Source organism: Streptomyces sp. NPDC005195 (assembly GCF_040608315.1).
GTDB lineage: Bacteria > Actinomycetota > Actinomycetes > Streptomycetales > Streptomycetaceae > Streptomyces > Streptomyces kaempferi.
Window position 1 is genome coordinate 97,968 of sequence record NZ_JBEXHZ010000010.1, and the last position, 14,985, is coordinate 112,952.

Below are 14,985 nucleotides of genomic sequence, written 5' to 3' on the forward strand. Positions count from 1 at the left end.
CACCGGAGGCCCACCGGTGTTCGGCGGCGGACGCACCTCTGCTTGCTGCCGGTGTTCCGCGGCGGACGCCCGGCGGTTTCCGGTGGCTCGCGGCGGACACCGGGCCTCTGCCGGTGTGGTGCGGCGGGTGGGCGCCGGACGACTACCGGTGTTCCGAGGCGGGCGCCGGGCCCAGGATGCGCAGCGCCCAGCGGTAGTGGCGTACGGCCTTCGTGATGCCGATGAGTCCGGTCGTCCACAGGATCAGGCCGATCCCGACGCCTTGGACGACATCGCTGTACAGGCCGCGGCCGGACTCGGCCGGTGCCGCCGCGGCGTAGGACGTCCAGACGCCGCTCGCGCAGACGCCGAGCGAGGAGAGCAGCCAGAACAGGCTGAGCCCGGGGGAGCGGAGCCGGGAGTCGGTCGCGGGGTGGCGGTCCAACTCGCTCCAGGCCTTGAGCAGTTCGTGCATGCGGCGGTCGAAGCGCACGGACAGGGCGACGGCGAGGACCGTCGGGGCGAGCGCGGCCAGGCCCAGCAGGGCGAACAGCGGCCCCAGGACGACACCGGTGGGGTCGCGCTGTTCGATCTGCTGGAGCGGCAGGACCAGCAGGGCCCAGCCGACGATCGCCGCGAGCGCCAGCAGCCAGAGCAGCAGTACCCGGTGTACCCCGAGGCTCCGTCCGCGCAGTTCCTCCAGCGCCCGCCCCCGGTCGGCCAGCAGCGCCGCCCGGTCCGGCCAGGAGCGGATGTGCGAGGGCGGCGGAGGAGGCGGCAGGAGGAAGCCGGGCATCAGGACCTCTCGGACGACGGGACGGAGTCCGCGTCGACGCTACCGCGATCCACCCTCGCGCCCCCACTGCGCCGATCCGCCCCGGTGTCTTCGCGCCACCCGGGTGGACATGTGCGCTCAGGCCACCCGGGTGGCTCCCGCGAACGGCATCTCGTCGACCGGGGCGAGACGCACCGGCGCGGTGGGGTTCGGGGCGTGGATCATCATCCCGTTGCCCACGTAGATCCCCACATGGCTGATGCCCGAGTAGAAGAACACCAGGTCACCGGGGAGGAGTTCGGAGCGTGAGACCCGTCGGCCCGCGTTGATCTGGGCGTACGTCGTGCGCGGGAGCTGGACACCCGCCGAGCGGTAGGCGGCCTGGGCCAGGCCCGAGCAGTCGAAGGCGTCGGGCCCGGTGGCGCCCCAGACGTAGGGGCTGCCGAGCTTCCCGTAGGCGTACGAGACGGCGGCGGACGCACGGGAGTTGGGGGCGGCGACGGAACCGGACGAGGGCGACGCGGGGGACGAGGGCGCCGGGCCCGGGTCACGCGCGGCGGAGCGGGAGGCGTGCCGGACTGTGCCCGCCGCCCCGCCGGCCGCTCCGAGGTCCCCGAGGCGCGCCCGCTGCTCGTCGGTGAGCCGCGACAGCAGTTGCCGCGCGGAGTCCAGTTTTCCGGTGATCGCCTGCTTGGCCCGCTTCAGCTCCGCCTGCCGCGAGGTGAGCGACGCCAGCTCGACGTGCGCGGCGCCGCGCAGCTGCTCGATCTCCCGGAGTTGCTTGCGTACCCGGGCCACCGCCCCCGCCTGCCGGTCACCGACCCGCTCGGCGAACGCGGCCCCGTCCAGGTACTGGTCGGGCCGGTCGGAGAGCGCGAGCTGCAGAGCGGGGTCGAGGCCGCCGCTGCGGTACTGCGCCGCGGCGATCGAACCGAGAGCGTCCCGCGCCGTGTTGAGCCGGTCCTCCTTGCGCGCCGTCTCGTCGCGCAGGTCGTGCAGTCGCCGTGACGCGTGGTCGGCCTTCTCCTTCGCCCCGTTGTACTTCTCGGTGGCGACCTCGGCCTCTTCGTACAACGTGTCGACCCTGGCCTTCACCTGCGCCGGGGAGAGCTGCGGCTCCGCGTGCCCCGTGCCCTCGAATCCGGCCGTCGTCGCCGCGCCGGCGAGGGCGATGGTCGCGGCCGTGCGGACCGTATGGCCGCCGAGTGAGCGCTGTCTGGGCTTGCGGTGCGCTGCCACGAGGGCGCACATCCTTCCCGGGGGACGTGACCGCCGGGGAGAGCGCGGTCATCGGTGAGGCGTCCGGCGACGGCCCACACAGGGGGAGCGAGTCGCCGCCGGACCTTTCTCGGCGGTGGTGTCCGGCTGCCGCCCCTGGCCCGGGCGGCGGTGGGGAGCCGGGCACCTGGTGGAGGACGCTAAACCTGAGCGCGAGGGCTCGGTAACACCATGTACGGAACTGGCGTAACTGGATCGCGGGGTGACCTTATGTGACCGTGATCCCGCTCCTCCCCCGGCGACTTCACGCAGGGTGATGACCGATGGGGCGGTTCCGGGACAATCGGGGACTCTCAGGTGCTACGGGTCCCCATGGGGTGGGCCGGTGCCAAGGGGGACACCCCTGGCCGATTAGGCTCCGGTTCCATGGACGTACTCATCCATCTCTTCGTGGGCCTGCACATCATCGGCATCGCCTCGCTGCTCGGCGGCTTCCTCACCCAGATGAAGGCGATGGGCCGGGGCACCGCCCGGTTCGTCCCCGCCATGCTGCACGGCGCGCTGACCATGCTGGTCACGGGTGTCGTCCTGGTCGGTCTCAACCAGGCGGACGATCACTCGGTCAACACGGTCAAGATCGGCGTGAAGCTGGCCCTGCTGATCGTGATCCTCGGGCTGGTCTATGTGAAGCGGGACGACGAGAAGGTCGACAAGGGACTGTTCGGACTGGTCGGGCTGCTGACGACCGCGAACATCTTCATCGCGGTGCTGTGGACCTGATTCATCGCGGTGTCGTGGACCTGATGGTTCCGGCCGCCACCAGCAGCCAGGCGGCCACCGAGATCCACAGCAGTACCTGCCCGAGCCCCCTGAGCCAGGCGAAGCCGACGGCGTCCGCGACCGACAGGGCCGCCGCCGCCGTCATGGCCATCGGGAACACGGTCGCCCAGCGCCGTACGTCGTAACGCGGACGCCGCCACAGCAGCTCCGCGACGGCCAGCACGGCGTACCAGGCGAGCGTCAGCATGATCAGAGCCTGGGACACCCAGCGCATCACGCCGTTGTCGTCGTAGTTCCACAGGTAGCCGTTCGCCTGGTAGGCGAGGACCAGCTTCGACGCGGCCAGCGCCGAGATCGCGAGCGCGCCGCCCGCGATCCACTGGTCGCCGCCCCCCGTGGCCGCCTCCCGGAAGTCGAAGCACGTCAGCGCCACCACGTACAGCACCAGGAACCCCAGCCAGAACAGCACCAGTGCCGCGTACGCCAGCCAGTTCGCGCGCGCGGCCTCGGCGAGCGACGCGGCGAGCACCGCGAGGCCCTGCGTGGCCACGCACCCGAGGAACACGCTTCCGGGCATACGGAGCCGCAGCCCTCGTAGGAGCAGGTAGAGCAGCCCCGGCCACAGCACCGCGGCGAGCGCCAGCAGTACCTCGGCGGCCACGAGCCACCCCAGGTCGGTGAGCCGGGTGCCGAGTACGGCGCTCGCGGCGACCCCGGTGAGCGCGCTCGGTGTGCCGGCCTCCTCCAGCCACCGCTCCCGTTCCCTCAGCAGACGGACGGTGAAGTCCACGGCGAAGCCGAGCCAGAGGACGGCAGCCAGGACCAGCACGATCCGGGAGAGGATCTCGGCGCCGGACTCGTGCAGCCCGACGGAGAGGATGCCGGTGGCCAGGACGGCGGCCGCGGCGGCGGGCGGGCTCTCCGCCCACCAGGTGCGGAGTCGGACCCACGGGCTGCGGGGCGGCGAGGTGGCTGGCATGGCCCCGATGCTAGGGATCTCCGAGCGTGTTGCCCGCGGGGCGCGCTGACACGGGGGCACGGCAACCCGGCAACCCGGCGAACGGGGATCGGCGAACGGCCTTCTCGGCGGCGGTCGGCTTCGAGAGCGGTTCGCGGGCCGCGGCGAGCGGTCCGGTTTCCACGGTGCTCCGGCCCGGACTCCGGGGGAAATCCGGCCCAGTTTCCGGGGTGGCGGCGGGTTGTCGGTGCGGCCGCCTAGACTCGGAGAGCGATGAGCAGCCTCTTTGATGACAGCTTCCTGGCGGACCTCAAGCCTTCCGGGGCCCATGAGGAAGAGCCCCCGCCGCCCGAGGACGAGGCGGCGGAGCCGCTTCCGGACGACCTGTTCGGCGGCCGTTTCGACGTGCCCCCGGACCGCGACGCGTACTACCGCGACGGCGCCCACCGGCCCGCCGTGGACCCGGCGGCCCTGCTGGACGGGCTGAACGAGAACCAGCGCGCGGCCGTGGTGCACTCCGGCTCCCCGCTGCTCATCGTCGCCGGCGCCGGCTCCGGCAAGACCCGGGTGCTCACGCACCGGATCGCGCACCTGCTGGGCGAGCGCCATGTGCACCCCGGCCAGATCCTCGCGATCACCTTCACGAACAAGGCCGCGGGCGAGATGAAGGAGCGCGTCGAGCAGCTCGTGGGCCCGCGCGCCAACGCCATGTGGGTGATGACCTTCCACAGCGCGTGCGTGCGCATCCTGCGCCGCGAGTCGAAGCGGCTCGGCTTCACGTCCTCCTTCTCGATCTACGACGCAGCCGACAGCAAGCGCCTGATGGCCCTGGTCTGCCGTGACCTGGACCTCGACCCGAAGCGCTTTCCGCCGAAGTCGTTCAGCGCGAAGATCTCCAACCTGAAGAACGAGCTGATCGACGAGGAGGACTTCGCCGGCCAAGCCGCGGACGGCTTCGAGAAGACCCTCGCCCAGGCCTACGCGATGTACCAGTCGCGGCTGCGCGAGGCCAACGCCCTCGACTTCGACGACCTGATCATGACGACGGTCAACCTCCTCCGTGCCTTCCCGGACGTCGCCGAGCACTACCGCCGCCGCTTCCGCCACGTCCTGGTCGACGAGTACCAGGACACGAACCACGCGCAGTACGCCCTGGTCAGGGAGCTCGTGGGACCGGCGAGCGGCGACCGCCCCGAGGACGCGCCGCCGGCCGAGGGCGACCTCGGGCCCGCCGAGCTGTGCGTCGTGGGCGACGCCGACCAGTCGATCTACGCCTTCCGCGGTGCGACCATCCGCAACATCCTCCAGTTCGAGGAGGACTACGCGGACGCGACGACCATCCTCCTGGAGCAGAACTACCGCTCCACGCAGACGATCCTCACCGCGGCCAACGCGGTCATCGAGCGCAACGAGTCGCGCCGCCCCAAGAACCTGTGGACCAACGCGGGCGCGGGGTCGGACATCACGGGCTACGTCGCCGACACCGAGCACGACGAGGCACAGTTCGTCGCCGACGAGATAGACCGTCTCACCGACGCGGGCGAGGCGAAGGCGGGCGACGTCGCGGTCTTCTACCGGACGAACGCCCAGTCCCGTGTCTTCGAGGAGATCTTCATCCGCGTCGGCCTGCCGTACAAGGTCGTCGGCGGTGTCCGCTTCTACGAGCGCAAGGAGGTCCGGGACGTCCTGGCCTACCTGCGGGTCCTGTCCAACCCCGAGGACTCCGTCCCGCTGCGCCGGATCCTGAACGTCCCCAAGCGCGGGATCGGTGACCGCGCCGAGGCGATGATCGACGCCCTCTCGCAGCGGGAGCGGATCAGCTTCCCGCAGGCTCTGCGCCGCGTCGACGAGGCGTACGGCATGGCGGCGCGCTCGACGAACGCCGTGAAGCGGTTCAACACGCTCATGGAGGACCTCCGGACGATCGTCGAGTCCGGCGCGGGCCCGGCGACCGTCCTGGAGGCGGTCCTCGAGCGCACCGGGTATCTCGCCGAACTTCAGGCCTCGACCGACCCGCAGGACGAGACCCGGACCGAGAACCTCCAGGAACTCGCGGCCGTGGCACTGGAGTTCGAGCAGGAGTCCGGCGGGGGCGAGGCCGGTGCCGGTGCGGCTGAGACGGCCGGAGCGGCCGGAGCCGCTGAGACGGCTGGAGCGGCGGCCGGGCCGGCCGGCGGACTCTCCGGGTTCCTGGAGCGGGTCGCGCTCGTCGCCGACTCCGACCAGATCCCCGACGAGGACGACGGCAACGGCGTCATCACCCTGATGACCCTGCACACGGCCAAGGGCCTGGAGTTCCCGGTCGTGTTCCTCACCGGCATGGAGGACGGCGTCTTCCCGCACATGCGTGCGCTGGGGCAGGTCAAGGAGCTGGAGGAGGAGCGGCGTCTCGCGTACGTCGGCATCACACGCGCGCGGGAGCGGCTCTACCTCACCCGCTCGTCCATGCGCAGCGCGTGGGGCCAGCCCTCGTACAACCCGCCCTCCCGCTTCCTGGAGGAGATCCCGGACACACATCTGGAGTGGAAGCGCACGGGCGCGACGGCTCCGGTGTCCGCGGGTCCGGTCTCGGGCGTGGCGGCCTCGCTGTCGTCCTCGTTGTCGCGCTCGAGGTCCGCGGCGTCCGGGGCCTCCGGTTTCGCGACGCGCCGCGGGGCCTCCGAGAAGCCGGTCGTCTCGCTGGCGGTGGGTGACCGGGTCACCCACGACCAGTTCGGGCTCGGCACGGTGGTCGGTGTGAAGGGCACGGGGGCGAACGCGGAGGCCACGGTCGACTTCGGAGAGCCCAAGCCGAAGCGGCTGCTGCTGCGGTACGCGCCGGTGGAGAAGCTCTAGTCCACGAGGCTTCGGGGCCGGGCGGGGGTTCCCGTCCGGTCGCGAAGCCCGGCGGTGGACCGCGGTGGGTGCGTCACGGCGGGTGGGTCACCGAGAGCGGGTTACGGCGGTGCTCACGTCGGGTCCAGGCCGTGGCTGCGCAGCCACGGCAGGGGGTCGATGGCCGAGCCGCCCGCGGGCCGGACCTCGAAGTGCAGGTGCGGCCCGGTCGAGTTCCCGGAGTTCCCGGAGAACGCGATCTGCTCACCGGCCTTCACGACGGTGCCCGACGGCACCTTGTAGCTGGAGAGGTGGCAGTACCAGGTCTCCGTGCCGTCCATCGCGGTGACGATCGCCATGTTCCCGTACGCGCTGTTCCACTGCGTCCGTACGGTTCCGTCCGTCGCGGCCATCACCGTCGTGCCGTACGACACGGGGAAGTCGATGCCCGTGTGCACGGACATCCAGTTGACCCCCGCCTGACCGAAGTAGGCGCTGAGTCCTCTCTGCGTGACCGGAAGGACGAACTTGGGCCGCAGCCGCTCCTTGCGGGCCGCGGCCGCCGCCGCCTTGTGCTGCTCGGCGGCCCGCTCGGCCTTGAGGTCGATGCGTTCCTGGGTGCGGCTGGCCCGGTCGGCGAAGTCGTCCGCACCCGCGGACAGGCTCTGGAGCTGGGTGTCCAGCTTGTTGTTGGCGGTGGACGGCTTCACCGCGGTCGCGTCGGACGCGCCTGCCGTCGTGTTCTTGGTGTTGTCCCCGCCGATGGTCCCCACGGAGGCGGCGGCGATACCCGCGACGCCCATCACACAGACCGAGGGCACGGCGACGGTGAGCAGCGCGGAACGCTTGGCCGGGGAGCGGCGGCGGGAGCGGGACTGCGGCCGGTTCGCGGCACGGGGGGCCGGTGTGACCTCTTCCATGTCGTCGAGCAGCGGCGCCTCGTGCGCGGGATCGGCGTCCTCGAAGTCGTACTCGTCCGGCTCGGCGGCGGACCGCTCGTACGGCATGTGCTCGAAGGTGGCGGTCGCCTGCTGGTCGAAGGGCTCGGGATCGGCCTGCTGCTCGTACGGGTCGGCGGTGGCCTGGTGCTCGTACGGGTCCGCCGCGACCTGGTGCTCGTACGCGTCGGCGGCGGGGTGGTCGTGCGACTCGCCCTGCTGGGGGTGCTCGTACGCCTCGTACGGGTCGTGTTCTCCGGCGGTGTTCCACTGCGTGGCGTCGTACGCACCCGTCTCCTGGGTGGGGGCGCTCCACTGCTGGGTCTGGCCGGCCGGTTCGGCCTGGAGCCAGGCGGCCGCGTCCCACTGGCCGCTGGCGTCGGGGCCCGGATGCTGTGCGGGGATGTCGGCGAGCTGCTGGTAGCCGGTCGTCCAGGCGGTGGTGTCGTAGCCGCCGGTGTCGTACGCGGCCTGGTGCTGCGCGGCGTACGGGTCGTAGGCCGGCGTCTGGTGGCTGCCGGTGTTCCACTGCGTCGCGTCGTACGAACCCGTACCGTCGCCGCCCGACATGTCGCCGAAGAGGGGGTCGGACTCGAAACTCGCGGTCGCGTGGGCGCCGGTTCCGTTGTAGCCGTCGTACAGGGTGAAGTCGCCGTACTGGACTTCCTGGCCGGCGTACGACGCGTAGTGCGCCGAGGCGGCATCGGAAGCCGGGGCCGGGGGGGTCACGGTCCCCGACGGGTGACGGTCGTTCACCAACTTCTCTTTCGCCTCGACAACAGGGGCTGGCAGAGCAGTGCGGCGACTGTACCCGGCGGTATGCGGGCGCGACAATCTTCGGCAGGTTTCCTCCTCTCAGGAAACGGGCATTCGGCCGTCTTTCGGGGGAGTGCGGGCAAGGGCTTGGCCTGGCGTTCGATGAATGTTCGAAATCGAGGCGTCGTCCGACGCCTGTCCGGCTCCTGTCCGACCGCCGTCCGGGCCCTCCCCGGTCGTCAGGAGAGGGCCCGGACGGAGGTTGCCCGGAGGGCGTCACGCCACGGTGAGGCCCCCGGCTTCGGCCACGGCCTCCGCGGCGGTGGTGCGGACGGCGGTCTCCTCGCTGTCGAGCGCCTGGCGTATTCCGGCGGCGACGGCGGGGTGGACCGGCAGGGCGAGATGCCCGATCCCGCTCACCTGGACGCTCTGTGCGAGGAGGTCCGAATGGTCGATGGCGGCGGTCTCCAGCGGGTCCATCAGGTGGTCGAGATCGCTCCAGAAACTCACGAAGCGCGTACGGCAGTCGGGCGCCGGCTCGCACAGCTCCTTGATCACATCGGAACCCGGGCGCATCTGACGGACGATCGGGTGCGCGTTCATCAGCGTGACGACCCGGGTGCCCGAGTGCGGTGTGCCGAGCGTGACCAGCGTGCGGACCCGCAGGTCGCCGCCGAGGCGCTGCACGTAGTACCGCGCGATCAGTCCGCCGAGGCTGTGTCCGACGATGTCCACCCGGTCGCACCCCGTGCGCTCGCAGATGTCCTCTATGTGCCGGCCGAGCAGCTCCGCCGCGGTGCGGATGTCGTACGTCAGCGGTGAGTAGTTGAGCGATTCGATGTGCTGCCTGCCGTGCTGCGCGAGATTGCGGCGCAGCAGGACGAACACCGAGCGGTTGTCGATGAAGCCGTGCAGCAGGACGACCGGGGGCTTGGTCCCGGTGGGCAGCCGGGTCGCGTCGGACGGGGGGAGCGCGGGGGAGGTGCGGCGCTCCTGGACGATGCCGGAGGGATAGAGGAGGAGGTGTCCCGCGAGGATCGCGATCTCCAGAGCCGTCGCCTTCAGCAGGGCCACCGAGAGGCCTGTCAGCCTGCCTGGCAACAGGCGCTGACGGAGCGGGATAAGGGGCGGCTCTGTCCCGGTGACCTTCATGGCCGACCTCCCGTCGACACGCGAAGGGACCCCTCTGTCCCCCGTGTGCCCTTGTGGAAAGCCGGGGCGGCGGAGGCCGACGGTGCGTTCGCGGCGCGTGGTGCGCCGGTGGCGCGGCGGGAATCCCCTCCGTCGTGCTCCCGCCGGTGTGCCGCACCGTCGCCGCGCCTCGTGGGCGTGGTGCCGGTGCCGCCACCTGCTGGCGGCTCTCCTTGCGCAGGCTCCGGTCGTGGCCCGCGCGTCGCAGGTTGCTGCGGCGCGTGTGCGGCTGAAGCGCGGAGCGGTGCGCGGCGAATGTGTCCCACCGTGTGATTTCCCCCTCGCTCTTCAGCGGGAAACTGTGGTTTGCACGGATCTGACGATAACGTTCGTTCACTTCCCCGGCCGGTGCGGCGCGGGGCGCCTGTGCCGCAGAGGTACGTCCCGCGCGGTGAGCGGCAGAATGTTCGGTATGTGTCGGTACGGGTCGTTGTAGTCGGTTCATGGAGGCAGTGATGGGTGTGGCAGCCGGTCCGATCCGCGTGGTGGTGGCCAAGCCGGGGCTCGACGGCCACGATCGGGGCGCCAAGGTGATCGCGCGGGCGCTGCGCGACGCCGGTATGGAAGTCATCTACACCGGGCTCCATCAGACCCCCGAGCAGATTGTCGACACCGCGATCCAGGAGGACGCCGACGCGATCGGTCTCTCCATCCTCTCCGGCGCGCACAACACGCTGTTCGCCGCCGTGATCGATCTCCTCAAGGAACGTGACGCGGAGGACATCAAGGTCTTCGGCGGCGGGATCATCCCCGAGGCGGACATCGCTCCGCTCAAGGAGAAGGGCGTCGCCGAGATCTTCACGCCGGGCGCGACGACCGGGTCGATCGTGGAGTGGGTACGGGCGAACGTGCGGCAGCCCGCGGGAGCGTAGCGCCTGGCCGGCGGGGGGCGGTGCGTACGGATTTCCGCCCTGGTCGCCCTTGACCAACTCCGGGCGAGGGTCCGTCGGGTGCGGGTGCGGGTGCGTGTGTGGGTGCCGGTCAGTGGGGGCCGGTCGCGCGGTTCGCCGCGCCCCTGGCGGGGCGCTGGGGTTTCCGGCACCGGTGTTCATGGCAGCGTCGGAGCCCGCTCGGGTTCCGGCACCGTCAGTTCCGCGGTCATCTCCGCGCGCAGCCGCAAGGTGGTGACGAGGCGCTGGAAGGCCTCCGCCCAGTAGCCGCCGGCCCCCGGCGCGGTGTTCTCCGTCTCGTCGGTGATCGCCGTGAGCGCGTCGAGCCGACCCGCCTCCACCGGGTCGAGGCACCGCTCGGCCAGACCCATCACCCCACTGAAGCTCCATGGGTAACTCCCCGCGTCGCGCGCGATGTCGAGCGCGTCGACCACCGCCCGCCCCAGGGGCCCGGCCCACGGCACCGCGCAGACCCCCAGCAGCTGAAACGCCTCGGACAAGCCGTGCGTGTCGATGAACCCCGCCACCCACTCGGCCCGTTCGCCCGGACCCAGCGTGGCGAGCAGCTTCGCGCGCTCGGCCAGCGACACCGCCCCCGGGCCGCCGGCCTCCGGGGCGGAGGGTGCGCCGAGGAGCGCCCGGGACCACCCGGGGTCCCGCTGCCGTACCGCCGCCCGGGACCACGCGGCGTGCAGTTCGCCGCGCCAGTCGTCCGTCACGGGAAGCGCGACGATCTCGTCCGGTGTGCGTCCCCCCAGCCGCCGCGGCCATGTCCCGAGCGGTGCTGCTTCGACCAACTGGCCCAGCCACCACGACCGTTCCCCTCGTCCCGCCGGAGCTTTCGGTACAACACCGTCCCGCTCCATGCTCGCGTCGCACTCGTGCGGCGCCTCGACGACGATCGAGGGCGTCCCCCGGGTGCGGTCGACGGCCACGCACGAACCGGCCCGCGCCGCCATCCGGGCGGCCAGCGCCGAACCGGGCAGTGCGGACAGCAGCTCCGCCGCCGTGGCCCGCACATTGCGGCTCCGGTCGGTGAGGGCCCGCTCCAGGAACGGCTCGTCGGCCGGCTCCAGCCCTGACCGCAGCGAGTCGAGGAACATCAGCCGGTCCTCGGCCCGCTCCGTCCCCCAGGTGGCGGCGAGCAGCTCGCGCGCGGCCGCCGGACGACGGGCCCGCAGCGCCGCGAGCAGCGCGACCCGCTCGGCGAACAGGCCCTCCTGCCACAGCCGTTCCGTGCGCTCGGGCTCGTCGGGGCCGGGCAGCGCGGCGCCGCCACCGGGCAGGGAACGCAGCGCGAACCTCCAGTCCGGGTTCAGCCGGGCCAGCCACAGGGCGCGCGGTCCGGCGAAGGCCAGCGCGGCCGGCCTCAGATCCGTACGGCCCCGGGCCGCGTCGAGGAGCGCGGGCAGCGTTTCCGGAGGAGCCGCGAAACCGCGCGCGTCGGCCAGCGCGAGCCACTGGGGCAGCAGTTCCATGAGGTCGGGTGCCGCGCCCCGGCGGCCGCCTCCGGTGCCGGGCCGGTCGGCCAGCAGCACCGTCAGCCGGTGGGCCGCGGCCGGCGGGAGGGGGCGTCGCGGGTCGGGTGCCGCGAGCTCGGGCCGGGCGGCCGCCCGGCCCGGCCGCATCCCGGCCCGCCGCCGCAGGGTCGCCACGGCTGCCGCGTCCAGGACGGCGACCGGCACCTCACGCCCGGCCGCCCACGCCGGCGGTGTGCGTCGCTCGGTGCCGAGCAGCGCCACGGTGACGAGCTCATCCCAGGAGCTCTCGACGGGTGCGCCCGCCGGAGCGGAGGTCGCGTTCATGAACGTCCTTTCCCTGCGGAGGCACCGCGCGCGGGAAGCGCGCGGTGGGCGGCACCGGCGGCGGACGTGGTGTCGCGGGTCAGCACAGCCGCACCGCCTCGCCCGTCCCCTCCGGCCAGGCGGTCAGCGGAGCGAAGCCACGGTGACCGCATTCGCCGAAGACCGTGACGGGGGCGCCGCCGGAGAGGGCGGCCAGCCGCCACAGCCCGGGTCCGGAGAGCGCCGAGGGCGTGAGGGGGAGCGCGGAGTCACCTTCCGCGTCTGCGAGTTGCCAGCTGTCCCCATGGGGGGTGGGTATGACCCGGGACAGCGTGACCGGGGAGGCGTCGAGCCAGGGGTCGTCCCGCAGTGCCTCGCCGTAGCGGGCCGCCGCGCGGAGTGTGCTCACTCCCGGCGGACGGGTGCGCGTGGCTGCCGGGAGGGTGAACCGCTCGCCCAGGGCGGCCCGGAGCTGTCCCGTGCCCGCGTACGCGGACACCTCCGCCTCGAAGGCCAGGCCCACCGGCAGGCTCAGCTCCGGCGCGCGGCCGGCCGGCCCGTAGGAGAGGACCCGGACCGTGCGGCCGGACTCCGCGCCGTACAACCAGATCCTGCGGGTGGTGAGACGGCTGTCCGCCGTGTCGTACTGGGCGAGGACCAGCCAGCGGTCCCGCAATGGGGGGCCGCCCGCCGAGCCGGTCAGACCGACCCGGGAGCGGACGGTCGCGGCCAGCCCGTCCGGCAGCGAATCGCGGCGCAGCCAGCCCTGGTCGAGGAGATGGAGCAGCGCGCACTCCTCAAGCAGTCGTACGGGCCAGCCCGGACCGGAGGCGGGGATCGCACCCAACTCCCGGACCCGCGCGGCCAGTCCGGGCGCCTGCGCGTCGACCATGCGGGCCGCCGTCTCCTCCCACATCCCGTACCCCGCCTGCTCGGCCGCCGCGAGGCCACCCCGCAGGAGGTCGGCCAGCCGCCGCTCCAACTCCCCCGCACCGGCGGTGATCCGCGCGGCCCGGCGCTCCGCTCTGCGCCGGGCCGCGTCCGGGTCAGCCGGTGACGCCGTCCCAGATGCCCCGCCCGTCGTCCGACTCGCCGCCGCTCGCTCCCTTCTCCCCTCCGTCCATCGCCCCGCCCAGTCCGGCACAGGTCCCCGCGGCACCGTGCCTTCCTCGCCCGCCCAGAGCAGCAGCAGTCCCAGCGTGTGTTTGCACGGGAACTTCCGGCTCGGACAACTGCACGTGTACGCGGGCCCGGTGGAGTCCGCGATATCGATGACCGTCTGATAAGGCGTGCTGCCGCTTCCTCTGCACAGTCCCCATAGCGTCCCCTCGTCAGAACTGCCTGTTTCCGACCACGGCCCGGCGGTGCCGAGCTTGCTGCCCGCTCTGCGTGACGCCATGTCAGGAGCCAGTGCCAGCACCTGATCCGCCGTCCAGCGCACCCCCTGCTGAGTCATGTCATCGAAGGTAGGTCCCCCCACTGACAATCGCCCCTCGCGAGCACGTTCGTGCAGGTCAGAGCCGATTGTCAGTGGCGTGGTGCACGGTGGGACCAGATCCGAACCGGCCGAGCTGGAGGGGGGACCGAGCCATGACCGTGTCCGTCGAGTCCGTGGAACCGACGTCCGTCGATACGCCCGCGGGACAGGCTGGGGGAACGGCCCAGGACGCCAGCGCGGGGAGCGCCGGAGGGCACGCGGGCGAGGTGCTGCGGCCGCACGCCGAGCACGCCTTCGCCGCCGAACTCGCCGCGCTGGCCGCGCAGGACGACCGGCCCCGCCCGGCCCGCTGGCGGCTGTCGCCGTGGGCGGTGGCGACCTATCTGCTGGGCGGCACCCTGCCGGACGGCACCGAGATCACACCGAAGTACGTGGGGCCGCGCCGCATCGTCGAGGTCGCGGTCACCACCCTCGCCACCGACCGCGCCCTGCTGCTGCTCGGTGTGCCCGGCACCGCGAAGACCTGGGTGTCCGAGCACCTGGCCGCGGCGGTCAGCGGCGACTCGACGCTGCTGGTGCAGGGCACCGCAGGCACACCGGAGGAGGCGATCCGGTACGGGTGGAACTACGCGCGGCTGCTCGCGCACGGCCCCAGCCGGGACGCGCTCGTGCCGAGCCCGGTCATGCGCGCCATGGCCGAGGGCATGACGGTCCGCGTCGAGGAACTGACCCGTGTTCCGGCGGACGTACAGGACACGCTGATCACGATCCTGTCCGAGAAGACCCTGCCCATACCGGAGTTGGGCCAGGAGACGCAGGCCGTCCGCGGCTTCAACCTGATCGCCACGGCCAACGACCGCGACCGCGGGGTGAGCGAGCTGTCCAGCGCCCTGCGCCGGCGCTTCAACACGGTGGTGCTGCCCCTGCCGGAGAGCGCCGAGGCAGAGGTGGACATCGTCGCGCGCCGCGTCGACCAGATCGGCCGCTCCCTCGACCTTCCGTCGGTCCCGGACGGCGTCGACGAGATCCGCCGGGTCGTGACCGTCTTCCGTGAGCTGCGTGACGGAGTGACGGCGGACGGGCGGACGAAACTCAAGTCGCCCAGCGGCACGCTGTCCACCGCCGAGGCGATCTCCGTCGTCACCGGCGGGCTGGCGCTGGCCGCCCACTTCGGCGACGGCGTCCTGCGCGCCTCGGACGTGGCCGCCGGCGTCCTCGGTGCCGTGGTCCGCGATCCGGCGGCCGACCGGGTGATCTGGCAGGAGTACCTGGAGGCGGTCGTCCGCGAGCGCGAGGGCTGGAAGGACTTCTACCGGGCCTGCCGGGAGGTGAGCGCGTGACCGGACCACTGGAGGGGACGGGGGAGGAGCGCGGCCCCGGCGCGCGGGAGGGGACGCCGGGTGCGGGACCCGGCGTGCGGGGAGGGGCGGAGAGCGAGGAGCCCGGCATGGAGGAAGGGACGCG

General features: G+C 72.5%; 11 protein-coding genes. 4 read left to right on the forward strand and 7 right to left on the reverse strand.

The genetic code is table 11. The features are described from left to right. Window positions 1-142 precede the first annotated feature (142 nt). Together ABZV34_RS14265 and ABZV34_RS14270 are read right to left on the reverse strand one after the other, a co-directional pair. Window positions 143-775 (reverse strand): hypothetical protein, encoded by a 633-nt coding sequence (locus ABZV34_RS14265; protein ID WP_356274944.1) that lies wholly within the window; start codon window positions 773-775, stop codon window positions 143-145. Between the two features lie 117 nt (window positions 776-892). Continuing rightward, a complete protein-coding gene (locus ABZV34_RS14270; RefSeq protein ID WP_356274947.1) occupies window positions 893-1,993 on the reverse strand; it encodes an NlpC/P60 family protein in 1,101 nt (366 codons plus the stop codon). Window positions 1,994-2,398: 405 nt separating this feature from the next. Between ABZV34_RS14270 and ABZV34_RS14275 the strand changes: the two genes are divergently transcribed. Beyond that, complete coding sequence (locus ABZV34_RS14275; RefSeq protein WP_148010087.1) at window positions 2,399-2,752, forward strand: hypothetical protein; 354 nt, start codon at window positions 2,399-2,401, stop codon at window positions 2,750-2,752. A 1-nt stretch (window position 2,753) separates the two neighbouring features. On the opposite strand, the gene ABZV34_RS14280 is transcribed toward ABZV34_RS14275, so the two are convergent. Beyond that, window positions 2,754-3,731, reverse strand: a complete 978-nt coding sequence (locus ABZV34_RS14280; protein ID WP_356274950.1) for a hypothetical protein — start codon at window positions 3,729-3,731, stop codon at window positions 2,754-2,756. Window positions 3,732-3,983: 252 nt separating this feature from the next. On the opposite strand from ABZV34_RS14280, the gene pcrA reads away from it, so the two are divergent. Then, entirely contained in the window at window positions 3,984-6,545 is a 2,562-nt protein-coding gene (gene pcrA / locus ABZV34_RS14285) for a DNA helicase PcrA (protein ID WP_356274953.1), read from the forward strand. Between the two features lie 113 nt (window positions 6,546-6,658). On the opposite strand, the gene ABZV34_RS14290 is transcribed toward pcrA, so the two are convergent. Both ABZV34_RS14290 and ABZV34_RS14295 read right to left on the reverse strand, forming a co-directional pair. Beyond that, window positions 6,659-8,218: a peptidoglycan DD-metalloendopeptidase family protein gene (locus ABZV34_RS14290; RefSeq protein WP_356274956.1), complete on the reverse strand. Its 1,560-nt coding sequence runs from the start codon at window positions 8,216-8,218 to the stop codon at window positions 6,659-6,661. 276 nt (window positions 8,219-8,494) lie between these two features. Beyond that, complete coding sequence (locus ABZV34_RS14295; protein ID WP_356274959.1) at window positions 8,495-9,370, reverse strand: alpha/beta fold hydrolase; 876 nt, start codon at window positions 9,368-9,370, stop codon at window positions 8,495-8,497. Between the two features lie 494 nt (window positions 9,371-9,864). On the opposite strand from ABZV34_RS14295, the gene ABZV34_RS14300 reads away from it, so the two are divergent. Next, window positions 9,865-10,281 (forward strand): cobalamin B12-binding domain-containing protein, encoded by a 417-nt coding sequence (locus ABZV34_RS14300; RefSeq protein ID WP_099942951.1) that lies wholly within the window; start codon window positions 9,865-9,867, stop codon window positions 10,279-10,281. Window positions 10,282-10,457: 176 nt separating this feature from the next. On the opposite strand, the gene ABZV34_RS14305 is transcribed toward ABZV34_RS14300, so the two are convergent. Both ABZV34_RS14305 and ABZV34_RS14310 read right to left on the reverse strand, forming a co-directional pair. Continuing rightward, entirely contained in the window at window positions 10,458-12,104 is a 1,647-nt protein-coding gene (locus ABZV34_RS14305) for a DUF5691 domain-containing protein (RefSeq protein ID WP_356274962.1), read from the reverse strand. A gap of 79 nt (window positions 12,105-12,183) precedes the next feature. Then, window positions 12,184-13,539 (reverse strand): SWIM zinc finger family protein, encoded by a 1,356-nt coding sequence (locus tag ABZV34_RS14310; RefSeq protein ID WP_356274965.1) that lies wholly within the window; start codon window positions 13,537-13,539, stop codon window positions 12,184-12,186. Between the two features lie 134 nt (window positions 13,540-13,673). Between ABZV34_RS14310 and ABZV34_RS14315 the strand changes: the two genes are divergently transcribed. Then, the gene (locus ABZV34_RS14315; RefSeq protein ID WP_356274968.1) at window positions 13,674-14,861 is read left to right on the forward strand and encodes an AAA family ATPase; all 1,188 of its coding nucleotides are present in this window, start codon (window positions 13,674-13,676) and stop codon (window positions 14,859-14,861) included. Window positions 14,862-14,985 lie beyond the last annotated feature (124 nt).